Raw genomic sequence first — 24,195 nt, 5'->3', positions numbered from 1 at the left:
AGCTTCGGATATGAATCGGCGGAAGTTCATCAAAACGACAGGTGGGGGAACGATAGTCGGGAGTGCGTTACCGTACTCGGCGGGACTCGCTCGAGGTACCTCGGGGATGCAGTGGCAGACTCCTGGTATCGAGTGGTCCCAAACGTTCGATCGAGGCGGCGACGATATCGCGATAACGGCAGTGGACGGCTCGGGTGACGGCTACCTGTTCGCCGGCCAGACGACGAGTGGCAGCGGCGGTCGTGACGCGTGGGTGCTCAAAACCGACGGGAGCGGGCGCGAAACGTGGCAGAAGACGTTCGGCGGCGGCGCACACGACTGGATTTCGGCGGCGACGCCAGCCGACAGCGGCTCCCTCTTGGCTGGCCAGACCGCCTCTCGAGGGAACGGCCAACTCGACGCCTGGCTGGTGAAGCTCGCGGCCGACGGCACCGAACAGTGGCAGCGGCCCTACGGCGGCACGGGGGACGACCGCGCCTCGTCAGTGCTCTCCGAACCCGGCGGCTACGTGTTCGCGGGCGGGACGAAATCGGCGGGGAGCGGCGGCGTCGACGCCTGGCTCATGCGGGTCGACGAGAGCGGAGACGGCGACTGGAACGAGGTCTACGGCGGGACCGGGGACGACTGGGCGTTCGACCACGTCCGGACGGACGACGGGGGGTATCTGCTCGTCGGCGAAACCGACTCCGCTGGAAGCGGTGGCCGCGACGCGTGGGTGCTCGCAACCGACGGCGACGGAACCGCGCAGTGGAATCAGGTCTACGGCGGGAGCGCGGACGATTACGCCCGCGCCGTCGTGCCGGCTCACGACGACGGCTACGTGTTCGCGGGCGGGACGAAATCCGCGGGGAGCGGCGGGACGGACGGCCTGATCGTCGAGATCGATTCCAGCGGCACGGAGACGTGGCGAAAGCGGGTCGGCGGACGCGACGACGACCGATTCACGTCGCTGGTCCGGCACGGAGAGGGGTATCTCGCCGTTGGTTCGACCGCCTCGACCGGTCGCGGCCAGCAGTCGACGTGGGTCGTGAAGCTCCTCGCCGACGGCAAGGTCGTCTGGCAGACCACGTACGAAACGAACGCCGTCGACTACGCGAACGCCGTCGTTGGCGGTGACGATCCGCTCGTGGTCGGAGCGCTCGAGCAGGGTGGAACCGGGAGCGCGCGGCTGGTGAAACTGGCGGGTGAATCGAATACCGGGGAACCGACCGCGGATTTCTCGGTCACGCCGACGCCGCCCGAGACGAGCCTGGAAACGAAGTACGAGGGGACGGGCTCGAGTGCGGCGAACGGGACCATCGCGACCTACGAGTGGGATACCGACGGCGACGGCGAGTTCGAGGAAGTCGGCGAGTCGGCGACACACGCCTACGAGCAAGTCGGGGAGGTACCCGTGACGCTCCGTCTCCGGACGGACGACGGTGGGACGACGGAGACGACGAAGACTCTCGACGTACGGGTCGCGCGAACGAGCGCCCTGCGGGAGCACGCTCGCGAGATCGACGACGTGACAGTGACCGATATCGACCACGAAGCGACGGTCGCGTCGGCGGTGTCGCGACTCAACGATCGGGTGAGAACCGATCGGCTTCCGCTCGAGACTGCGGAAGGAGCGACCCAGCGGTTGGTACTGGCCGAGACGTTCACGGTGGATGTGCTCAGCGGACTCGGCTCGGAGTCGTACGAACAGTCGGTTGAGGAGTACGATCTCGCTGGACATACGGCCGAACTCGTGCTCTCCTTACTCGTCGACCTCGCGATGATTGGCGTGGGTATCGCCGGCGGAAAACTCGGCACGTATATCGCTGACAAGCTTCCCTACCTCTCGGGATACGTCGACGATCTGGTGGGAAAGCTCGACGACGCGATCGCGAAACTCGCGGACTACGCCGCGGATCTGAGCGGCGAAGCGAGTACCGCACTGAAGGAGTCGTCCGACGAGATCGCGAAGGGAGCTGTCGACAAACTCGTCGAAGAGACCAGCGGCGAGATCGCGAAGCTTGCACTCGGTGAGTACATCGACGAGCAAATCTCGGCGTTTCAATCGACGGTTGCCGACACGTTGCGGCGGCCGATCGAATACACCATCGAGACGGACGGCGACAAAATCGACGACGACTACGACAACAGACTGGACGACGGACTCGCACTCGCATACACGCGGCTCGATCCGGACAGGCTCGGTCGAGAGGGACTCCGCGGCTCACTCACAGGTGCGCGGACCGCGCTCAACGACGGCGTAATGACTGTCACCGACGAGCTTCGGACCGCCCACGCGGGTCTTCAGGCGATCCAGGACACGCTCGACGAGTTCGGTCTCTTCGAAAACCTCGCCGACGCGTACGCGGCGCTCATGGAGGGCGATGCGGTCGAGACGATTCTCGAGATCCTGTGGGCGATCGGTTCGCTCGTCGGGGACATCGTCTCGGCGGTATACGACCTGCTCGGTGCCGGCTACGGCGTGAAAACGATGCAGGATGTCGCGAACGTTCACTACGAGACGGTCGACGGAATCGTCGAGGGAGCACCACAAACCAAACGATGAGCGACGAGATACCCGCGCTTCTCGAGCGATTCGAATCGCGGATCGATACCGAGGAGTACGAGTCGGCAGCCGAGACGCTGAACGAGATCGCCGAGGCGTTCGCCGGGACCGAGCGAGAGAACTCGCGCGTCTACGTCCAGTCGCTGGCAGCCAGCGGTCGCGCGGACGACGAGGAGACGCTGACGGCCTTCGCGGAGTCGGCAGCGACGCTCGACCTGCGGCGGTCGCAGTTCCTGTTGCAAGCGGCCGTCTATCTCTCCGCGCCGGCGAACTTCGAGGAGTCGACACTCAGGTCACGCATCGACGAACTCGAGGATGCCGAATCGACGACGGTCGAGCGGCGAACCGCTGCCGAATCGACCGTCGAGTCGGTGACGCTGCCGCCCCAGCCAGTGATTATCGACGTCGAGGGGCCGCGCCGACTGTCCGTCGGCGAGACGGCGACGCTGGACGTGGTGGCGGCGAACGTCGGTGACGAATCCACCGCATCCGTAACGGTAACCGGCAGTTCGGGAGACGGGCTCACGGTCGAGCACGGACCACAGACGATCGGACGAATACAGGCCGGTAGCGACCGTCCGGTCGAAGTTTCGATAACCGGACGGACGGCTGGCGAGTACACCCTTTCGATCGAGCTCGCCGCGGACGGTTCGGTGGCCAGCACGGAATCGGTGACCGTCGTCGTCCTCGAATCGGGCGATACGGATAGCACGACGGACTCACCGGGTGACGGACGGGGTGATGACGGCAACAGCGGACTACTGCCCCTCGTCGGCGGTGCGGGTCTCGGCGCGCTGGGAGGCGGTGGAGCGCTGTACAGGTACCTCTCGAAAGAGAGCGAATCGGACGCGGAGACGGACACGAATACGGGGACGGATGACTAATTTCACACGAGACGGCGACAGCGACAGACGTAGCGTTTCCCGACGGCGATTCGTTTCGACGACGGCCGCCGCCGGTGTACTCGCGACCGGACGCACGGCGGCACAGAATGACGATGACGGCGGGGGCGGGGACGGTGGCGGAAGCGCCGTCAACGTCGGAACCACCGACACAATCGAGAACGCCGACGAGGTCAGATTCGACGAGGCGATTCCCGTCGGCGAACTCGCGCAGTTGTTCATCGAGTTCGATACGGCCAATCATCCGGTCATCGGAACCGACGTTCAGTTTCAGGGGGTCGTCCTCAACACGGTGGCCTCGAACGAGGAACGAACCGCCGTCTCCGCCAATCTCGAGTGGGACGAGTTCGAGTGGGAGGGAGATCGCATACTCAGCCCGCTGTTCGAGCCGATGGCGTGGGTGAGCGGCGGCGACGTTTCGCTCGAGTCGTCGTTCTACGACGAGTATCAGCTGGTACGTCTCGCGGGAACCGCGGACGCGGATCAGCGCTTCTTCGATCGGTACGGATCCGTCCCCTACGTCTGGGGCGTCGTCCCCGCGACGGAGTCCGTTCAGCCCGGAACGGTGGTCGACGTGACCGGGACGGTCGAATACGCGGGGAGAGACGACAGTACGGTTGAGTTCGGCGCGAGCGGCGTCTATCTCACCGTCACCAGCCTGGTCGACCGTGGCCAGCGAACCACGATCTCGGCGAGTACCTCGAGCGGCGACCGTGCCTCGTTTCTCGGGACCCAGATCCGAACGCAACCCCAGCTGACAACCGGCCTCGCCGACCTCGAGTATTCCTACGAGACCGAGTTCCCGCGGCCGGCGGGCGGCTCGATCGTCACTCACGAGGGACAGGTCGAATCCACTGATTACGAGAGCGGTGGCATCGATACGGCGTCGATGCGGACGACGGGACAGCGGATCGTCGTCGGGGAGACGCGCCCGGGACAGTGGGAAGCCGAAAGCGGAGACAGCGGCGATTCCGAGGAACCCGAGTTTCCCAACACCGTCGCGGTACTGGACACGTCGGGAAGTATGGACCAGCGGGACACCGTCTCGGGAGACTCCCGAATAGCGGTGGCCAAGCAAAGCGCCCGATCGCTCGTCAACTTCGTCGAGAACGGCAACAAACTCGGCATCGTCGATTTCGATTATCGGGCAACGACGACCTCGTCACTCGAGTCACTCGACGAGGACGCTCGGGGCGTCATGAAAGACGATATCGACCGTCTCTCTCCAAGCGGGGGGACGTCGATCGGCGCGGGGCTGCGAGAAGCCCTCGATCTGCTTCGGGGCACGACCGGGCCGAAATCGATAATCTTGCTCTCGGACGGGGAACACAACGAGCCGCCGTCGCCGGATTCGATCCTGCCGGAGCTGAAGTCACTCGGCGTGACGATTTACACGATCGGGATGGGATCGTCGGCGGGGGAGACGCTCCTCGAGCGGCTCGCAGACGAAACCGGCGGCCAGTCCGCGTTCAGACCGGAACCGGGAGAGATTCGGCAGGTGTTCCAGCAGTTCTCGATTTCCGTCCAGAATCGCTCTCAGATCACTTCCGAGCGGGCGGAACTCACGGAGGGCGACACGGCTTCGGGCAGCGCCACTGTCGACGGCAGCTGTGACGAGGTGCAGTTCTCCCTCTCGTATCCCGGGAGCGAGATTACGTTGCAGCCCGAGACGCCCGCTGGTGAACCGCTCTCCGAGGGCGACGGCGTCGTTCACCGCGTCGGAGAGACGAGCGAGATCTGGACCGTCGAGGAGCCCGAAACCGGCGACTGGTCGTTCACCATGACCGGCGAACAGCTCTCCCGGCCTGAGGTGGCGACGACCGAGGTCAGTGCGGACTCGCCGATCGACGCCGACCTGTTCATCAACGATTTCCACTACGAGCAGACGGGGATGTTCCGCGTCGAGTTGAAGGCCACGAACGGAGAACGACGGTACACCGGCGGTGACGTGACGCTGACCGCAACCAACGGCGACGAGACCGCGGAGATCGCCCTCCGCGACGACCGCGGCGGTCCCGATCCGGTCGGTAACGACGGGATCTACACGGGGTATTTCCATCCGGAATCGACGGGCGAGTACACGTTTTCGGCCGCCATCACCGGCGGCGAGGTGGCCGATCTGCAGCGGGACTTCACCCGCCGACTGCAGGTCGACGAGGTGGTCGACCCCATCCGACCGTACCGCGAACGCGAGCCGCTATCGAGTGATACGTCGTCGACCGGCCTGCTCGAGCGACTCGAGCAGTACGCGCCGTTCGTCGGGATCGCCGCCGTCGGGGCGATCCTGGCCAAGCGCTACTGGCTCGGCGGAGACGACGGAGCTGGAACTACCGCCGAAATCGGCGCTGAGACCGATACCGGGAGGGATGCCGAGGCCGGGACTCACGCTGAGACCAGTACCGAGACCGGAACTGACGCCGAGGCCGATATCGAGGCCGGAACTGACGCCGAGGCCGATATCGAGGCCGGAACTGACGCCGAAGCCGATACTGAGACCGGAACTGACGCCGAGACCGGGATCGAGGTCGGAGACGCCGAGCGAGAGTAATTCGCGGTTGCCAATCGTCTCGAGGCCGTTTCACGGTCGAACGTGGCGTTCGTAGTATCGATTTCGTTCACTGCCGCGGAACGGACCACTTCTCGTCCCCCGACAGCTGTGTCGGTCGGGACGGGAACACTCACCCAAAAAGGCCGCGAGTCACGGCGAATGGCAACCCGACGAACGGCCGATCAGTCACTCCGCTTCGGCACCCTCGAACGCGTCGTCGAACTCCTCCGTCGTCGCCCCGAACTCGCCGGCCGGCTCGGGTGAGACCGCCTCGAGCGCTCGCTCGAAGTGCTCGCTCGTCAGTTCGATCGCCTCGACGTCGCGCTCTTCCCCGGTCGCTTCGGCGTGGACGTGTTCGCGGACGGCGATCGTCGCGGCCTCGCGGCAGACGGCCTCGACGTCGGCCCCGGTGTACCCCTCCGTCCGGGCCGCGAGGTCGTCGAGATCGACATCGTCGGCGAGCGGGCGCTCCCGCGTATGGATCTCGAAGATCTCGCGGCGGGCGTCCTCGTCGGGGTCGCCGACTTCGACGTGCCGATCGAGCCGTCCCGGTCGGAGGAGCGCCTCGTCGATCAGTTCGGGCCGGTTCGAGGCCGCGATGACGACGACGTCCTCGAGCGCCTCGAGCCCGTCGAGTTCGGTCAGGAGCTGGGAGACGACGCGCTCGCCGACGTTGGAGTCGCCGACGCCGCTGCCACGCTCGCTCGCGATGGCGTCGATCTCGTCGAAGAAGACGATGGTCGGCGCGTTCTCGCGGGCCTTGCTGAAGACCTCGCGGACGCCCTTCTCCGACTCGCCGACGTACTTGTCGAAGAGTTCGGGGCCCTTGACCGAGATGAAGTTCGACTGGGACTCGTTGGCGACGGCCTTGGCGAGCAGGGTCTTGCCGGTTCCCGGCGGGCCGTGTAACAGGACGCCCTTCGCGGGCTCGAGCGCGACTCGCTCGTAGGCGTCGGCGTGTTCCATCGGCCACTGGACGCTCTCGCGCAGGCGCTCTTTGGCCTCCTCGAGCCCGCCGACGTCCTCCCAGCTGATGTCGGGAACCTCCACGAAGACCTCGCGCATCGCGGAGGGCTCGATCCCCCGCATTGCGCTCTTGAAATCGGCTTCCGCGATCCCGATGGCCTCGAGCGCCTGCGCGTCGATCTCGTCCTCGTCGAGGTCGAGTTCGGGCCGCACTCGCCGCATGGCGGTCATCGCGGCCTCCTTCGCGAGGTTCTCGAGGTCGGCACCGACGAAGCCGTGCGTGGACTCGGCGTAGCGCTCGAGGTCGACATCCTCGGCCAGCGGCATGCTGCGGGTGTGGATCTGGAGGATCTCCTCGCGGCCCGCGGCGTCGGGGACACCGATCTCGATCTCGCGGTCGAACCTGCCGGGCCGGCGAAGCGCGGGATCGATCGCGTCGATCCGGTTGGTCGTCCCGATGACGGTGATCTCGCCGCGCTGCTCGAGGCCGTCCATCAAGCTGAGGAGCTGCGCGACGACGCGGCGCTCGACGTCGCCCTGGACGTCCTCGCGCTTGGGCGCGATGGAGTCGAGTTCGTCGATGAAGACGATCGATGGCTCGTTCTCGGCGGCCTCCTCGAAGACGTCGCGGAGCTGTTCCTCGCTCTCGCCGTAGTACTTCGACATGATCTCCGGGCCGGAGATCGTCTGGAAGTGAGCGTCGATCTCGCTCGCCACCGCGCGGGCGATCAGGGTCTTTCCGGTCCCCGGTGGGCCGTGCAGCAGGACGCCCTTCGGCGGCTCGATGCCGAGCGCTCGGAACAGCTCGGGGTGGCGCATCGGCAGCTCGATCATCTCGCGGACCTGCTCGAGTTCGTCGTCGAGCCCGCCGACGTCCTCGTAGGTCACATCCGGCGGCTGGCCGTCGGCGTCATCGCCGGCCTCGAGCGGGCCGGTCGCTTCGACCGAGAGTTCGTCGGCGTCGCGCTCGGTCACCGCGACCTCGGTCTCGCCGCCGACGACGACGGAGCCGCTCGGTTCGGTGTCGACGACGGTGACCGGGAGCCGCCGGCCGGAGCGCGTCGAGAGGAGCCCGAAGCCCAGCGACAACGAGAAGGTGTCGCCGGGGCTGACGGCCCGTTCGGAGAGCTTGTCCTTGAGATACGAGCCGACATCGCCCTGAATCCGGACGTTTTCGGGCAGCGCGAGCGTGACCCGCTCGGCCGGTTCGACATCGGCGGCCTCGACATCGACCGCGTCGTCTATTCGGACGCCCGCGGCCTGTCGGAGCTGGCCGTCGATGCGGACGATACCCCGTCCGGTGTCCTCGCTGCGGCCCGGCCAGACGCGCGCGACGACGCGCCCCTCCGGCCCCTCGAGCGCGACGAACTCGCCGCTCGAGACGCCGAGTTCGGCCATCGTCTCGCGGTCGATAGCGGCCAGACCGCTGCCTGCGTCCTTCCGTTTGAGCGGTTTCACTCGGAGTCGCATAGTCGTGAGTCGGGGTCGTACTGGTCGTGCTGGATACCGCTCGCCGACGCGTTCGAACGCGTGAACGACGGAATCAGGACGGGGGCCGACCGATCGACGCGTGCGGAACGTCAAACGCGTCGACGGGGAGGTGGTTCACCGGCTGGACCCGGGAAGCGGTTCACCGTGGTGAGCGCGGAGGTGAGGGAGGTCGGTTCGACCGTCCCGAGTCGGGGAGCGATCAGCCCTCGAGCGGGATCTCCTTCCCTTGGGCGGTCGACTCGGCGGTCGGTAGCCGGACCTCGAGGACGCCGTTCGTGTACTCGGCGGCGATCTCCTCGTCGTCGACGGTTTTGGGGAACCGGAACCGACGGTGGTAGGTCTTCTTGCGCCCGCGGTTCTCGTCGGCGTGTTCGGCGGCGATGTTCAGGACGCCGTCGTCCCACGCCAGATCGATCTCGTCGGTCTCGAAGCCCGGCATGTCGATCGTGAGGACGAACTCGTCGTCCTCCTCGTACAGTTCGTAGTCGCTGCCTCCGGTCTCACCGAACAGCTGAGACGGGAGGTCGAGGCCTTGCATCCACGTGCTCGGTGGGCTCGCTCGCACCATGGCTGTTCACCTCGAATACAGTTTGTGCTTGTCAGCGGTTCGTAATAACTTTTTCGAATCATGGTGTTTGGTACCAAGTAACGCTACGCGCGAGCGAGCGGAGGAAAAGGCCCATTAGTTACCCGACACATCCTTCGGGTATGGGACTCGGCAGCACCGCAAAGAAGATTCAGGGCATCTCGGACCGAGCGGAAGCGATGTACAAGCAGGTACAGAAACTCCAGCAGCGTATTACGGGGCTGGAAGAGGAGATGGACGAAACCCACGACACGGTCACGCGCATGGACCACCAGCTCACCGAACAGCGCGCGCTCTTGCTCGCCATCGCCGAGGAACAGGGGCTCGACGGCGAGGAAATCCTGGCGGAGGCGGCGATCGACGAAGCCGAACTCGAGGACGAGACCGACGATTCGGCGACCGACGGGGAGACGACGGCCGAGGCTACTGCGAGCGACACGCCCGCAGAATAACGGCTCGAGACTCCCGCCGTTTCGTCCGTTCACGTTCCCGGCGTCAGGCACCTATTCGGGACAAGAGCTAACAGCGGGGATACCTTCTGCCAGCACGATGACGACCCACGAGGAGCCGGCGGACTCGGTCCTCGAGACGATCGGTCGAACGCCGCTCGTTCGGCTGCAGGACGGGCCCGCGGACGTCCCCATCTACGCGAAACTCGAGACGTTCAATCCCGGGGCCAGTATCAAAGACCGGATCGGGAAGTACATGCTCGAGCGAATGCTCGAGCGCGGCGACGTGGCGGCCGGCGGGACGATCATCGAGCCGACCGCCGGTAACACGGGGATCGGGCTGGCGATCGCCGCCGAGCAACTGGACCTTGACGCGGTCTTCGTCGTCCCCGAGCGGTTCAGCGTCGAGAAACAGCAGCTGATGGCGGCGCTGGGCGCGGAGGTCATCAACACGCCCTCCGACGACGGCATGGACGGTGCGATCGCGCGCGCTCACGAACTCGCCGCGGAACTCGAGGACGCCGCCGTCCCCCAGCAGTTCTCGAATCCGCTGAACACGGAAGCCCACTACGAGACGACTGCACCCGAAATTTTCGAGGCGCTCGACGGTCGAGTCGGCGCGGTCGTCGCCGGCTGTGGCACCGCTGGCACGCTCATGGGGATCGCCCGCTACGCGCTCGAGCAGGATCCGGAAACCCACATCGTCGCCGTCGAGCCCGAGGGATCGGTGTACGGCGAACTCCTCGGCGAGGAGCGCGCGGAAGCCGAGTACAAGACCGAGGGCATCGGCACCCACGACACCGCGACCAACGAGCTGTTCGAGCCCGAACTGGTCGACGCGGTCGACGCCGTCTCGGATCGGGCGGCCCACGCGGAACTCAAACGGCTCGCCCGCGAGGAGGGCCACCTGATCGCCTCGAGTGCGGGTGCCGCGAGCGTGGCGTCGAAACGGGTCGCCGAACGGATCGACGACGGCGACCTCGAGGTTCCCCACGAGACGGTCGTCACGATCTTCCCCGACTCGAGCGAGCGCTACCTCTCGAAGGGGATCTACCGCACGTTCGAGGAGTGGACGTCGTAGACCGCCCCCAGACCGGGGCATCGATCGACCGACGGACCGGTGACCGATCCCGATGCACCCGCTAACCAGTACACTCTTTTGATTTCCCCGGAAGGAGTTGATATGAGCCGGCTGTCGGACCCCCTCCAGTCCGAAGCGGATCTGCCGCCCGCCCTACGGCCGAAAGTCGACGCCTACGCCGACCAGGGCGGCCTGTTGGGTGCGTTCACGTACTTTTTCGCGTCGCTCGAGACCGACGACGAGGAGCTCGCCGCGACGCTCGCGTCGATCCCGACCGATCTCTTCGTCGCGAGCGCGCTCCACGACGACGCGATCGACGAGGCCGACGAGTGGGGCGCGGATCGCAAGCAGCGACTGAACGAACACGTCTCGGTCGGCGACCTCGCCTTCGCGAACGTCGCCGCCGCCGTCGCCGAGACGCCGGCCGACGTCGACCTGCGCCCGGTGCTCGAGACCGTCCGCGAAATCGGGTCGGGCCAGCTCGCGGAGGAATCGTTCGACGCGACGACGGCGACCGTCGACGATGCGATCGCTCGCATCGAGGAACGCGGCGGCATCTGGGGCGAGCTCGCGGTCGAGATCATCGCGGCTCTGGGCCGCTATTCCGACGCGCAACTCGAGTACCTGCGGACGATCGCGACGAACGGCCTGTTCGTGTTGACCGTCATCGACGACCTCGCTGACCTGCCCGAAGACGTCGAGAACGGCGTCGCGACGCTGCCGCTCGTCTGCTTCGACGGGGAGCCCGACGAGTACCGCTCGACCGAGACGCTGATCGAGGCCGTCCTCGCGTCCGACGTTCCCGACCGACTCGAGGAACTCATCGCCCAGCGCCGGGCCGAAATCGACGCCGCCTCGTCCGAACTGTCCGCGTCGCTCGACCGGTCGAACGAGGCGCTGCTCGCGGCCGCCGCTCGAGCGCTGACGTGGTACTGTGAGTCGATCTGTTCGGTTCCGGTCGCCGAGACCGTCGCGCCGGAGCAGCGACGAGACATCCGCGACCGGCTGACGGGGGACGAGCGCTCGACGCGTCGGTACGTTGCCGAGCGCGTCGAAGAATACCGGTACCCGACTGCCGTCGACGCCGACGAAATCGGTTCGACCGTCACCGAACTCCCCGACGAACCGGTCGTTCGAACGGCGATCCGCCTGCAACACCTCGAGTCGATCGTCGACGGTGTGATGCACACGACCCTCGAGGACGCGCTAGCCGATCTTCGAACGGCGTCCGGGTCGGTTTCGTAATCGAGCGGTCTACGGCGGCTTCTCAGGACTGCAGTCTCTCTCTGGCCACCCTTCAGGCCATCAACCGTCGATGCTGGACCTTCATGCATTGATCCTGGACGACGGTTCGACCGTCGGTCTCAGCGCGGGCCGCCGCCTCGTCGTCGCGAATGCCCTGCTGGGTCCAGATGACTCGCACGTCGTCGCGCTCGAGGGCTGCGTCGACGATCTCGCTCACCTCGTCGCTCGGGCGGAAAATACAGACGACATCGATCTCCTCCTCGACGTCCGCGAGGGAGTCGTACACCTCGCGGCCGAATATTTCGTCCGCGAAAGGGTTGACCGGAATCACGTCGTAGCCGTGCTCGAGCAGGTACTTCGGTACGTCGTGGGCCGCCTTCCCGGGCGTGCTCGAGCAGCCGACGACGCCGATCGCGTCGTATCCGAGAATCGTCTCGAGTTCGTCCGCGGATTTGACTGGCATACCGCAGCGTACGGGCTCGAGGAGTAAACGTCTCGGGATCGTGGCGGCAGTGAGTTGTGGCGCGGGGGTATGGCGGCAGTGAGTTGTGGCGTCGAAAATGTCGATCCTCGGGAGATCCGATGCCCTACCCTCCCCGAAACCCCCTCCCTCGTGCTCGCGGCCTGCACCTCGCTGTGCGCGGCCCGGCGGCCGTGGTCACGTCGGTTCGGCTCGCGAGCGTTCGGCCCCGTTCGATTTCCCACCCGATAGCGGACGGGCGGTCGGCCGTTACAGCGCCGAAATCGCAGTGGCTACGGCTATCTCCGATTGAGGATGGAAAAGGCCGTGACTGATACCTACGTCGAAAGCCCGGCCGTCCGAATCGTGGGCTCCTCGCCGTCGGCCGCTTCCTCGAGTTCGATGACGGCGTCGAACAGCTGTTTGAGCGTGTTCATCGTCTGGTCGTCGTGAGCCGTCGAATCGATGACGTAGACACCCAGCGCGTCTGCACTCTGGATTCGACCCGTGAAGACGTGGAGGAACCGGAAGACGGTCTGCAGATCGGAGTACATCAGCAGCGTCGAGACGGAGTGCAACAGAACGCGGTTTTGGGTGACCCCTCGCGTCTCGTAGAACTCCTGGAGGTACTCCGAGAGTTTGATTCCGATGCCGGTCATATCAACTGGCGAGGAGGCGTATTTGATCCGCGGATCGTCGTCGATAGTTCCGATACCGCGCTGTTTCGTTACGCAGTCGACGACGCCGATGTCAGGTTCGACGCCCTCGTCGACGCGGTCGTCGAAGCTCTCGAGAACCTTGTCTGCGCTATCTTTCGTGGTGACGATGATCGAGCCGTCACCGCGGTTCGCGCCGCTCGCGAGGATATCGAAGGCGATCCGTCGTTTCCCAGTCAGTGGCGGGCCAGCGACGAGTACGTTCGTCCCCGGATTGAGTTCGGCGTCCGGCAGGACATCTGCGAGGTCATACATACGGGATACTCACATCCATTGCCGTGGCAACGAGCTGGTACCACAGCCCACTCCGATAGCCGGCGTGTTGTATGAGAATACGCGAAGCCGCTTATAGTACTTTTGATTGAAATACACGGCACATTCGTTCAATCGTCACACATGTCCGGCCTATCGTCCACTTCCGATCGCGCTATACCGGTGCAATCGCACACTATAGCGACAGTGACATCGAGAGGGCAGCACGACCGACGATAAACGCCACTGCAGCGAGAAACATCCCATACTTGAGATGTGATTGGCCGGCGGTCGGGTCTTCGAAACTCTCGTAGGCGGCGACGAGCATGATTGCGTCTGCGGGGACGACGACGAGTAAATACGCGACCCCGAACTCCTCGCGAAGGTACGGTATCGGACTGGCGACGACTGCCGCTACGAGCAAGAGGGCCGCGATGGCGAGCGCCCTGCGTTCCCCGATCGCGATCGGGAGCGTGCGGAGTCCCTCCTCGCGATCGCCCTCGAGGTCTTCGACATCCTTGATGATCTCCCGGGTCAACGTCGCGATCGCCGCGAGCACGAAGAGCACGACCGCTGGACCGATTTCGCCCCCCTCGATCGCCGCCGCGCCGAAGAGGAACGTGCTGCCGACGAGGTAGGCGACGAGCGCGTTTCCCAGTCCCGGAAGGCCCTTGAAGAACTCGGTGTACGCGATCAACGCCAAGAGATTGACGATCGCGATACCGATCGCCAGCCGGGGCAGTGCCAGCGCGAGGACGACCGCGCCGGCGAAGAGGACGACGCTGAACGCCAGCGCGCCGCGCGGACTCACCGCACCGCGGGGGATCGCCCGCTCGGGTTGGTTGATCCGGTCGATCTCCCGATCGAAGTAGTCGTTGATCGCGTTCCCCGCACCGACCGCCAACGCGGTGGCACCCACTGCTGCGGCGACCGCGATCGGCTCCTCGGTCACGCCGCCGGCGACGAACGAGCCGATGAACGTCAACACGCCCGCCGCGATCACGTTCACCGGCCGCGTCAACTCGAGCAACCCGCGACCGGTCTCCCCGGCTGTCATACGCTGGAGTGGTCATGCGGACCGGTTAAACGGTGCGGTCCGCCGTCGGGAGGCCGTGTACGCTCTCGGGTCGGTTGCTTCGGGGTCGGCTTGGCCGCTGGAAGCTTCGCTGTCGGTCAGCTCGATCGGCGCGTGACGTATCATTTCGGTGAAGTGTCGACCACTGGATCAGGCGGAGGCGACATCGGGCTGGCTTCCCTCGCAATCAGAACGAGACGGGAGTCGAACGAGAGAAAACTGGCTTTCGTTTCGTCTCAGTCCGCCGTTTCAGCGCCACTTCTCGAGGTCGCAGAGCACCTCGTCCTCGACCTCGAGCCACTTGCTCACCCGCTCGTCGCCGCTTGCGTCCGCGGGGACGGCGGTCCAGACGTACTCGTCGTCGGAGAGTAACTCGAGCGGGGGCGCACCGGACTGCACCTCGTCGGGGACGGGGGCCTCGGATTTCGTCATAGTACGTGTAGACGTTGGGACTACATAACAAAGACCCCTGATGGCGATTGTCAGTGGGTGAAAACTCTCGAGGCGTGGGCGTGTCTATCACTGGCGAAAGCGGTGAAAATCGAGTGACTTATACGGATACATCGGGAACGAAGCGATGCGGGCGCTTAGCTCAGTCTGGACAGAGTTCTTGGCTTCGGACCAAGCTGTCGCGGGTTCAAATCCTGCAGCGCCCATCCGTTTTCCGAACGATCTAGATTCAACAGACGGCGTAGACTTCCTTTTAAAGAAGACACTCTGAGCGCGAAAGAGTCCGTTCCGATTCATCACGGGGGTCGTCGCCGTCATGCGGTTCGCTAGATCTAAACTCTAGGTCTAACGACAAAAAGATAGGGGTCGTTGTGGTGATCGATTGGATAACTCATTACACCGCCTCACACTTCGTCAAGTGCACACACTCCCAGTCCTGTCGCACTCTGGTGGAACAATCAATCTCATCTCCGAAACGACCAGAGAACAGAACGGCAGAAGACAGAGCAGCGGAGGAAGTACTAAGTCCAGGTGTAACGGGCGGGAGAGAGGCAGGCACCCCCAAACCCGCGCTCACTCCTCAATGTCCTCTCCCTCTTCTTCGAGCCCGTACCGGTCCAGATTATCCAGTGCCCGCCCGATCGTCCGATCAGCGACACCGAGACGCTCCGCAGCCCTCCGCTTCGACAGCCCATCAGGACTGTCGTCCAACACCATCGACAACACACCGCGAACCTCATCGTAGTCCTCACCAGGAACGACTGTCCCCGAGTCATCATAGGCGAAGCCGAGCGGAGCACGCCCGCGGTCACGGTCAATCCCGTCCGCCCAGTCACGAACGTCCTGCACCTTAGCCTCCCGCTGAAGTTCGACCCCCGCTTTATCGAGCGACCGCAAACCGCCCAGTAACGCGTCTGCAGAGTCACTGTTGATCTCCGCTGCAGTATCGTTCAGATGGAGTGTCACGCCAGCGTTGACCAATGTATCGACCCTGTCTTGGATCTCTGCATGGTTCTTCCCGAGCGTCGCTAAGCTGTCAACGACCACGTCAGTCATCGGGCTCTGCTCAACCTGTTCAACACCTGCCGAGACGTGCGCCCTGTCAGAGTCAACACCCAGCGCCAAGACATGCCCGCGTGACACCCTCACCCCACCATCGAGAGAGAGCACCCCCGTTGAAACACGCCGACCAAGCTCAGCTCGCCCAGCAGAATCAGCCCAATCCGTACCGACAATCTGGGAGGCATGCGCTAAGCACGACCGTGCCGCATCCGCCAATTCCGTTCGAGTGGGGGCGTGGACAATCACACAGACCACAGTACCCGAGTCATCGTCATCAGTGACCTGTCCCCCATCGATATCAGTCAGTTGCATCTGATTCTCATCGTCTAATTCTGTCCCTGTCATCACATGTCAATGTAGTTTCGCCACGCCCATAAGTTTCCGCAGGGGGTTTCCGCGTCGGTGCGAAAACCATACGCGGAATAGTGAGCTCGTGGCGGAAACCCTACGCGGAAATGAAACAGATGTATGCGGAAACCATGCGCGGAAACTGTTCCTGGAGGATGTCTCAAACTGTTGGGTGTTGGAATCATGGCGCGGGTTCTAAGCGTCTTAGAAGCAGCGCCAAGCAATCTGTGTCTTTGAGAGGCGTTTGGCGCGGGTCTATACCGGCCAATATCGTCCGAAGACGTGTATTGATATGGAGTGGATGGAGGATTTACCTCCCAGGAAGTTGAGACGTTGACCACTGGGGGGCAGGACACTCAGACGCCGCTGGGCTTCGAAGTGTTACGCAACCCGCGGTCACGGGACAGTGTCCTCCCCGCGGCACTTGGGGTGCAGACGACGTCGGCGACACAGTCACGATCGACACCAACGAACTTGTCAACGACCAGCCGCTCACACACCGCCAGTACTCACCCACACCCAAGAGAAAACCTATAACGACAACCCAGAGACCACCCGAGGCATCGCACTAGTTATCCTGCAGTCTTAATAATAGGTTAGGGTCTGAGGAGTGACCAACACCATCGACGGAATGCTATACCAGCCTATTAACGCTTGAGGTCGCCAGCAATCCTATTTTGTTGAATTCATTTTCCGCTCGTAAACTCGCTGGTGGACATCTGCCCTCACCTACGTTTACAATGAATTTTTTAGAATCACGACAGAGCAGCAGAGCCGCTGACTGCCAGTAATGAAATAGTATTCGACAAGGCAACACATACCACCGATTGGCACTACTGTCGAACCAACGTTGCAAGTCTCCGTTCGACAATTTCCGACGGCCACGACGACTCGATTGTATCTCGTTCGACGCCGAATGTCTCTACTGTCCGATCCACTGGGTCTTCGGAACTCTCCTGCTGCTCGAAGAGGTACGAGTAAGCAGTTACTTGGAGTTCGTACCGGCGTCGCGTCTCCGGTGTTTGATCCGTCAGCGTGATCTTCAGATCGGCCACGTACTGTTCGCCGGAGGGCGATTCAACGACAAAATCGCTCGTGCCGTGTATCTCTATTTCGACGTCGTCAACAGTGACGAGACCATCGATGGGTCTCTCAACGGTAACCCGTTCGGCTCGTTGGATTTCTTCCCACAAGTCGGACGCGAGGAAGTCGTCCAGTACCTCCTCTCGGAAGAAGGAGAACAGTTTGTCGCGTTCATTGTCTCCGGTTCGCGGAGCGTGGTCGCCTACGACGTCATCGAACACGCGCCGAACTTCGTCACCCAGCGATCGAAGAGTGTGTTCCGGAACCTCGCGTTCGACAAGCGTGGTCAACACCTCGTGTAAGCAAGAGCCGACGTCGTCTGGGCCTAACCGGTCGAACTGCAGGGGGACGTCGTCGGGAACGTCGTTAGCATCTGTGTGCAGGGCATTGCCGAGGAGGTGGTCAAGTACCTGTTCGTCGGGATCGTCCGTGAGTGGATACAGCGTACTCGGGTGGGCGAACCGTGGAACCCATGGATCGAGATCGGTGCGTCGTGGTGGATTGACGGCGACGTCGTCGTCACGAGACGTGACCCTGTTTGTCCATGTTGCGCGAAGTGCGACATCATTGACGCCGACGTCGAACGACCCGGTGTCCGTATCGACCGTGTACGACCCAGTTTGCTTACCGGTGAAGTTGAGCCCGTCTCGGATCGTGTCAAGCCACCGGTCTCGGGGCCGGGATTCATCGGGCAGTGACCGTGGGAGTGGGACAACGAGGTGGTCTCTCGCCCGCGTGAGCGAGACATACAGGAGCCGCCAGGCTTCGGCTCGTTCGTTCGCCGCAACCCGTTTGAGACGGTCGGGGCCAACCAGCGATGTTGCGTCCGCGGACTTGGCGACGTCATCGCACCAGTGGCCCGTAGCCCACCGCAATCCAACATCGCGGTCCCGGGTGTCCTCGGGATCGTAGAGTCCGTTGGCGAACGGTGGGAGAGCAATGTCTGAGGGAATTTCGGTGTCCGTCGGCGGGGCAAGTCCGGCGATGCTCCCCTGAGTGAGGAACCGTTGTGCTTGAGGCCCGTGCTTCCAGAGGCTGAATCCGGGATTCGCAACGGCGACGACGTCGTCTTGGTCGCCCTTAGCGTCATGGACCGTCCGAAATTCGACGTCGTGACTCGTGTCGGCAGTACTCGGCTGGTTCGGTCCCATATACGGGCTCACTCGAAACGGTTCGACCAGCTCGGTGAGTTCACGTGGAGTGAAATGTTCGTCCGCTTCCCACTCCTCCAAGGTCTCTACGAGTGCATCGAGGTTGGCGACCCGTTGTGCAGGATCGACGTCGAAGCACCCATAGGAATCTGCGCGAAGGGCAAGTGTCTCGATGATGTCCTCGGCGTAGGTGCCAGCGGGGCGGGAGAGGAAGCTATCACGTCGGTCGTGGAGTTCGGAGAGGCCATCGAGTACGTGCTGGTGTGCGTCCGTGAGGTCGCAGTCATCGAGAACCGCGTCGATATCCCAATGGTGGGCCTCAAAGTTGTCTGCGAGTGGTTCGAGACCGAGATTCGACTCGGTGACGAGCGCGCGGGTTCTTTCGGGGTCGGCAGGTGCGACTAGCCATTCACAGACGTCAAGGACTACATTGACGACTGAGCACTCGAAGAGATCTTCACTCGCGTTCCGAACACTGAGCCCCATTTCCTCGAACGCCTCTTCATACACATCCATCTTCGACGTCCATCGGAACAACACGGTGATCCCGAGAGGGTCATCGTTCTCGTCAGTGAACGACCCATCTGCAAGCCCCTTCGAGAGGAGCGTCGCCAGTGTGGTTGCTTCCCCACGACCTTCGACAGGACTGACCCAGGCGTACGAATCAGGGTCTGAAGCTATCGGATCGAATGCCGCGATGTGGACATTCGACTCGTCGGTCGAACCACGATCAGCTTCTAGCCCAGGGTACCGGACGTCCAGTTCTCCGAGGTTCCCACGTGCTGGATCCGTGAGCGTTGCTTCCGAGATTTCGTTGATCGCACTGGCGACATCGGGGACGCACCGGTACGTCGTCTTCGCAGTCCGGTGCTCGTGGACATCCCAGTTGATTCCGAGATACTCTCCTTCGACCGTCGCGGTCTCGAAGAGCGTTGGTTCAGCGTGCCGCCACAGATAGACGCTCTGGAGCAGATCGCCCGCGCCGAACACACGCGCACTGGAGGTGACCAGATGGGAAAGTGCGGCGTGCTGTATCGACGACACGTCTTGGGCCTCATCGATAATCAGACTCTGTATTCTTGTCTGGTATCGCTGTCTGATTCTGGCCCGGTGAGCATCATCGACATTACCGAGTCGGTCGTCGAAGTACGCGTCCACGAGGTACGCAACATCTGTGTGGGAGACAACGCCACGGTCGCGGATAGTCTGACGATACGTAATTCGATACTCTTCGAGTACTGTACAGAAATCGTCAATACGGGCACGCCAGTCGCCGTGAAGTCTCGAATCTGCGTCACAGATTCGGCCTCGTTCGTCGTCGCCGATGTCGTCGTAGGCACTCTCGTCAATGTCTGCCCCGACACAGTGTTCCACCGCGGCGACGACATCGCTGAACGATCTTGGGCGACCCTCTGCGTAGACGTCTTCAACAATCTGTTCGAGATTGGAGCGGAACCCCTCCGTAGAGATACGGCGATCTCGACAGTAGGTGACGGCAGTCTCAAGCATCTCGCTCACGTCGTCGTCATACTCGCCAGTGGGATACGCGTCCTCCAGCCGCTCTACTCGCTGTGCCAAGTCTGGATCCTCCTGAATGCCCCGGTAACAGGCAGCATGCAGGTGTTTCTGCCGAGCCGTTTTGCCAACGACCGGCATCTCCTCAAAGCCGATGTCGGAGGCGATCTCACTCAGCACGTCCCGAAGGATACTGTCGATAGTACCGACGAATGGTGCTTGTCTGATCCGTTGGATCAGATATTCAACCTCTGTATCTGAGACTTTGCTTGCAGCGGGGACCAGATTGTGTTCGACAATCTCCCGAAGGCGGTCACAGATATCTGGAATGATGCTCTCCGCCTCACTACGGTTGAACGAGATGGCTGCAACTCGCTGTTCGGGTGTCGGGTCTCCAGCAACGTAGCGACGGAGAATGTCCTCTGCGGAGATATGGTCAGTGACCTCGGATTTCCCTGCACCTGGGACGCAGTTGAGAGTATACAATCCCGAATCGTGGTCGAAGTACGCGTCCCGAATGTCTCGTTGCGCGTTCTGGAGGCGGATCGGATCGTCACTCACTGTTGGCCACCTCGTGGTTAAGCATCGCTCGAACGTCGTTCGGGAGTTCTCGTTCTTCGCTCATCAGCTGTCGGCGCTCGTCGGGAGGAACAAGGTCGGTGTCCAGATGGTCTAGCAGTGGAGATGGACGGCGTTCTTCTCCAGAAGTGGATTCTGTGTGGCGAGTCACAATCAGTCCATTTCCAGCGGCCCGCAACGTGTCGTCAAACTGGTCACGGTCTCGACCCGTTGTCCACGCTGTTCGTGGTGCGAGCGTTCCAACACGCCCGTCGCCACGGAGGATTGCTTCTTGGAGTTCCGGGGGGACGACACTCTCTGTTTGCTGAGGCCACTCACCGTCGATCAACCCGACAGCGAGGACGTACGGCACGTTCAACAGCCAGATGTCGTTCGCTTCAACGATGTCGATAGCACGTGCGTTTGAGTGTTCCCGTCGGCCTGGGCGCTGGGTAGCGATTAGCTGACTTAACTCTGCGACGCTACTCCACGACCGGCCAAGTATTCCTTCATCGAGTCGATCTGCGTACTTGTGGCGCAGCTGTTGGACGAGAGTTTTCACACGAACGGTTGCTCGGGCGTCACGCTCTGTTTCGATAAGCGAGGGGGAATCATTCTCCTTCGTTACCGGGAGCCCGAGTTCCTCGTACGTATCGACGACGTCGGTAAGGACGTTCGTCACGGCTTCCGGGGTCGGTTCGGGGCAGTCACCGAGCCACTCGGCATACGTCACGAAGCGTTCGTCGATCCCCGGATTCGCTTCGAGTTCGTCGTGCCACTCACTGAGGGTTCGTGATTCGTCCGGTAACGCCTGCATCGACACCTGGACCGTCTTGGGATCGATTGGCCACTCCGACGACATCGCCGACGGAGGGGCCCAACGGTGTTCGAGCGGGCGACATAGGATTTCCCGAGATGGGTTATCAGAGGCGAGGACGTCGCATACCGACTCGATGAGTGCGAATGGGCGTGTCTGTGTTACCCTGAGCTGGACCCAAAACACGGGCGTTAGTCCATAGTGAACGGAAGCACGGTACAACGGCTCCTCGTAGTTGTCGAGGTCGCGTACTACTACGGCAATATCCCGGGTTGGGACACCGTGGTCTCGGAGACTTGCTACGGTAGCCATCACACTTCTCGCCTCCGCTCGCCGTGTCCTCGCTTTGATCTCAGCAATAGGCACGTCAGGGGGTTCAAGTGGTTTCGAAAGGCTGAGGCGATCTTCAGCGGTCACGACTCGAACACCACCGTACCAGGCTCGGTAACATTGAGAAGTTCAGGGAGACGACGCGAAAGGTATGATCCGGTTCCACGACGGAAATGGATGTGAACCGGGACCTGCGTTGCTTCCAGAATTGCGTGCAGTAGATCGACGTGTGCTGCAGGGAGACTACTGACTCCAACAAGCGAGATTCGTTCGACATCCGGAAACGCGGCTTCCAGACAGGTTCCATTAGTCCGAAGAAGATTTTGTGAGGCACGTCGAACAAACTCCACGTCAGAAACCACCTTCTCGATATCCTGACGGAGGGCGCGCTCGACTGCTACAGCCCCCTCCAAGATCTCAGCGGAATCAGCATCAATTGGAGATGGGAGTTCCTCCGCAATTCCGCTAAATGTCTCAAGGCGTTCTGGGTGAAACCCCGTTACACTCTCAACTACCGTTCTAATCTGCTCAATCTCTTGCGGAGCAGACGGTATCGTTGGTTCAGAGGTATCCAACCTATCATTCTCTGCCAAGAGCGACTGAATCATCGATAATCGATCGATACGGTCAATCGCATCTCTCGACTGCTGGTCGTCTGGAAGGAGGCGCTTTCCAACCTCTGGCGGATCTGCGAAGCGGAGGCGGTTTTTGGGGAGTTGGGCTTCACGAAGTCGGCGCTGTATGTTCCTTCGGTGTAACTCGACTGGTGCGAGAACTAACTCCGTTCTATTGGTTGAGTGCCGTACACGCTCCAGGAGCGTCTCTTCATGACCGACATGAAGCATTAGGTTCCGTGGGAGCTGGGTTTGGATGGTTCGTTCCATTGATTGGCCAGAGTCTGCCAGTGGAGGGAGAGTAAGATGTAGAATCTCCTTGTCAGCAGATTGTTCTTCTCGGATAGTTACATTAATCATAGCCACATCAACTATCTGTTTCTTCTGGTTTCTCTGACCGTTCCACAGCAGGACTGTAGCAGGTTCCACTCGATTCCTCAATGGTAACCTGTTGAAGCCATAACCCATCATCGGCGTCAACGGCGCTCAGTCGCGCAGTCGCTACTACATCTAACCCATCAGGCTCCGGATTCAGCGACAGGTTGCAGGAGTCACACGCGACAGCAGCGATGTACCAGCTGAGCAGCCCAGCGGGACGACGTCCACGGACCTGTATAGAACTCCCCTCAGACAGGGATCGACCACAGTGGTCACACTCTGCTGTACTCTCGGGAAAAGACTGGCCCGTTAACACCTGCTTTGCAGCCCTCTCTACGTCGCCACGGGAGTATGACTCTACGATACAAGCAAATGGGTCAACTCCGTCTGTGGACAGTCCGTAGAGCAACTCCTGAAGTCGGACCAGTTGGTAGCCAAGCTTTTGCTGGACTAATTCATCAGAGACGCTGCGTGCTTCTTCCGGAGTCATACATCTTCCTCCGAGGGTTTGTAACACGCAGTCGAAATCTGGCGAATGTGCGTGGCCAAGGGGTCCGTTGCTTCCGTCGGTGCAACCTGCTTGGATCGGCTATCGTATACTGCAGCACCCGTTTCATCAAGCGTTTCCAGGTGAGATTGGATAAGTGAAATATATACGCGTGTGCGCTGCTTCGAGGTTACCTCACTTGGGTCGGTGAGGTTCTCGATTGCCGCAATTTCGACGGCGAGGTCCGATACAGAGAGAACATCCTCACTTTGCGCTAACGACAGAATGACGCTCCGGCGACGGCTGTTCGAGATTGCGCGAAACGCATCGTCTGGATCCATCGGGATCGCACGGCAGGAGCTAGTCTGCTCCATTCGCCACCTCCCGAAGCCGGTCGATTACTTGGAAAGTGACCTGTACATCTCGGTTCTGTTTCCCGTGCTGTGGAGGAATCAGTCCCTCAATCGCGTGAGAGACAGAGTTATCACTCACGACACGAGTAGTGTCTTTCGCTGTCATAGCTGGCAGCATCTGCCCGGTGCTTCCACCACCGGGCGGCGGTTTCACGCCGTCATAAGGTACTGAATGGAGTATAAAAACTATTTGTATAGTTAGTGAGCAGTCAGCGATTTTGACGCTCTCCGGCCACAGGAGGAAGATTAAACCATGCAGTTAGCAGGACCCTAGTTAGGGTTCACTGGCTCTGTTGAGGTTCTTTAGTTCGGTTCTATCTGTCGTGAAACAGTCGGCGAGGAGGATTGCGAATTAACCGTGGAGGAAGGGTGTCACCGTGGGTCGGAATTCATCACTCTACAGATAATTATTATTCATAGGGGAAAGCCTATTATACAGTCTCCAAGAATATCTGTCGTGAATTATTGCATATGACTGGACAGAAGGCAGTTGAGGAATTCGAAGTGGATAGGTGGGCTAATCCAGATAACGTGTACGAAGCAGTATGCACGGAGTGCGGTACTGCAGCCAGATTTGAATCACCTAGGGTTCGATCTTCTGGGGAGACTTTTCAGCAGATCTGCTATAGTTGTAGCTCAGGCCGGTTTCTAGACCTGGGAGAAAGTCATGAAT

At 61.9% G+C, this 24,195-nt stretch carries 18 protein-coding genes and 1 tRNA gene; 7 read left to right on the top strand and 12 right to left on the bottom strand.

The window, feature by feature from the left end:
* Positions 1-10 precede the first annotated feature (10 nt).
* From CP556_RS01590 to CP556_RS01585, 3 genes are read left to right on the top strand one after another with little or no spacing between them, the layout of a single operon-like run.
* Positions 11-2,545 (top strand): PKD domain-containing protein, encoded by a 2,535-nt coding sequence (locus CP556_RS01590; RefSeq protein ID WP_141551618.1) that lies wholly within the window; start codon positions 11-13, stop codon positions 2,543-2,545.
* Positions 2,542-3,429 carry a COG1361 family protein gene (locus CP556_RS25730; RefSeq protein WP_176548093.1) on the top strand — a complete coding sequence of 296 codons (888 nt, stop codon included), beginning with the start codon at positions 2,542-2,544 and terminating at the stop codon, positions 3,427-3,429. Before CP556_RS01590 ends, CP556_RS25730 begins: the two co-directional genes overlap by 4 nt.
* Positions 3,422-5,995: a vWA domain-containing protein gene (locus tag CP556_RS01585; protein WP_176548092.1), complete on the top strand. Its 2,574-nt coding sequence runs from the start codon at positions 3,422-3,424 to the stop codon at positions 5,993-5,995. Before CP556_RS25730 ends, CP556_RS01585 begins: the two co-directional genes overlap by 8 nt.
* A gap of 186 nt (positions 5,996-6,181) precedes the next feature.
* On the opposite strand, the gene CP556_RS01580 is transcribed toward CP556_RS01585, so the two are convergent.
* Positions 6,182-8,431, bottom strand: coding sequence for a CDC48 family AAA ATPase (locus tag CP556_RS01580; protein ID WP_098724021.1), 2,250 nt, complete (start codon positions 8,429-8,431; stop codon positions 6,182-6,184).
* 220 nt (positions 8,432-8,651) lie between these two features.
* Positions 8,652-9,020, bottom strand: coding sequence for an Hsp20/alpha crystallin family protein (locus CP556_RS01575; RefSeq protein WP_098724020.1), 369 nt, complete (start codon positions 9,018-9,020; stop codon positions 8,652-8,654).
* 140 nt (positions 9,021-9,160) lie between these two features.
* Between CP556_RS01575 and CP556_RS01570 the strand changes: the two genes are divergently transcribed.
* The 3 genes from CP556_RS01570 to CP556_RS01560 all read left to right on the top strand — a co-directional run bounded on the left by CP556_RS01570 (position 9,161) and on the right by CP556_RS01560 (position 11,813).
* Positions 9,161-9,490, top strand: coding sequence for a DUF5798 family protein (locus tag CP556_RS01570; protein ID WP_098724019.1), 330 nt, complete (start codon positions 9,161-9,163; stop codon positions 9,488-9,490).
* 97 nt (positions 9,491-9,587) lie between these two features.
* Positions 9,588-10,568: a PLP-dependent cysteine synthase family protein gene (locus tag CP556_RS01565; RefSeq protein ID WP_098724018.1), complete on the top strand. Its 981-nt coding sequence runs from the start codon at positions 9,588-9,590 to the stop codon at positions 10,566-10,568.
* Between the two features lie 102 nt (positions 10,569-10,670).
* The gene (locus tag CP556_RS01560) at positions 10,671-11,813 is read left to right on the top strand and encodes a polyprenyl synthetase family protein (RefSeq protein WP_098724017.1); all 1,143 of its coding nucleotides are present in this window, start codon (positions 10,671-10,673) and stop codon (positions 11,811-11,813) included.
* Positions 11,814-11,865: 52 nt separating this feature from the next.
* Here the strand turns inward: CP556_RS01560 and CP556_RS01555 are convergent, their stop codons facing one another.
* The 4 genes from CP556_RS01555 to CP556_RS01540 all read right to left on the bottom strand — a co-directional run bounded on the left by CP556_RS01555 (position 11,866) and on the right by CP556_RS01540 (position 14,748).
* On the bottom strand, positions 11,866-12,276 hold the full coding sequence (locus CP556_RS01555) for a CoA-binding protein (RefSeq protein WP_098724016.1): 411 nt from the start codon (positions 12,274-12,276) through the stop codon (positions 11,866-11,868).
* Positions 12,277-12,611: 335 nt separating this feature from the next.
* Entirely contained in the window at positions 12,612-13,244 is a 633-nt protein-coding gene (locus CP556_RS01550; RefSeq protein WP_098724015.1) for an RAD55 family ATPase, read from the bottom strand.
* A 193-nt stretch (positions 13,245-13,437) separates the two neighbouring features.
* Complete coding sequence (locus CP556_RS01545) at positions 13,438-14,298, bottom strand: geranylgeranylglycerol-phosphate geranylgeranyltransferase (RefSeq protein WP_098724014.1); 861 nt, start codon at positions 14,296-14,298, stop codon at positions 13,438-13,440.
* A 267-nt stretch (positions 14,299-14,565) separates the two neighbouring features.
* Positions 14,566-14,748: a DUF7511 domain-containing protein gene (locus CP556_RS01540; RefSeq protein WP_098724013.1), complete on the bottom strand. Its 183-nt coding sequence runs from the start codon at positions 14,746-14,748 to the stop codon at positions 14,566-14,568.
* Positions 14,749-14,897: 149 nt separating this feature from the next.
* Between CP556_RS01540 and CP556_RS01535 the strand changes: the two genes are divergently transcribed.
* Positions 14,898-14,972 (top strand) — tRNA-Arg (locus CP556_RS01535).
* Between the two features lie 367 nt (positions 14,973-15,339).
* Here the strand turns inward: CP556_RS01535 and CP556_RS25165 are convergent.
* From CP556_RS25165 to CP556_RS01510, 6 genes are all read right to left on the bottom strand, one after another.
* On the bottom strand, positions 15,340-15,822 hold the full coding sequence (locus CP556_RS25165) for a hypothetical protein (RefSeq protein ID WP_141551617.1): 483 nt from the start codon (positions 15,820-15,822) through the stop codon (positions 15,340-15,342).
* Between the two features lie 1,187 nt (positions 15,823-17,009).
* Positions 17,010-20,486, bottom strand: a complete 3,477-nt coding sequence (locus CP556_RS01525) for a UvrD-helicase domain-containing protein (RefSeq protein ID WP_098724011.1) — start codon at positions 20,484-20,486, stop codon at positions 17,010-17,012.
* Positions 20,479-21,717: a PD-(D/E)XK nuclease family protein gene (locus CP556_RS01520; RefSeq protein WP_098724010.1), complete on the bottom strand. Its 1,239-nt coding sequence runs from the start codon at positions 21,715-21,717 to the stop codon at positions 20,479-20,481. The genes CP556_RS01525 and CP556_RS01520 overlap by 8 nt, the downstream gene beginning before the upstream one ends.
* Positions 21,714-22,673: a hypothetical protein gene (locus CP556_RS01515; protein ID WP_218011949.1), complete on the bottom strand. Its 960-nt coding sequence runs from the start codon at positions 22,671-22,673 to the stop codon at positions 21,714-21,716. Before CP556_RS01515 ends, CP556_RS01520 begins: the two co-directional genes overlap by 4 nt.
* The gene (locus tag CP556_RS27495; protein ID WP_486187768.1) at positions 22,612-23,112 is read right to left on the bottom strand and encodes a DUF8112 family protein; all 501 of its coding nucleotides are present in this window, start codon (positions 23,110-23,112) and stop codon (positions 22,612-22,614) included. Before CP556_RS27495 ends, CP556_RS01515 begins: the two co-directional genes overlap by 62 nt.
* Positions 23,109-23,483 carry a DUF7344 domain-containing protein gene (locus CP556_RS01510; RefSeq protein ID WP_218011948.1) on the bottom strand — a complete coding sequence of 125 codons (375 nt, stop codon included), beginning with the start codon at positions 23,481-23,483 and terminating at the stop codon, positions 23,109-23,111. The genes CP556_RS27495 and CP556_RS01510 overlap by 4 nt, the downstream gene beginning before the upstream one ends.
* Between the last annotated feature and the right edge of the window lie 712 nt (positions 23,484-24,195).

The sequence above is a fragment of the Natrinema sp. CBA1119 genome (assembly GCF_002572525.1).
Taxonomy (GTDB): domain Archaea; phylum Halobacteriota; class Halobacteria; order Halobacteriales; family Natrialbaceae; genus Natrinema.
The sequence above is the reverse complement of the archived record's forward strand: the minus strand, read 5'-3'. Positions and strand labels throughout refer to the sequence as shown.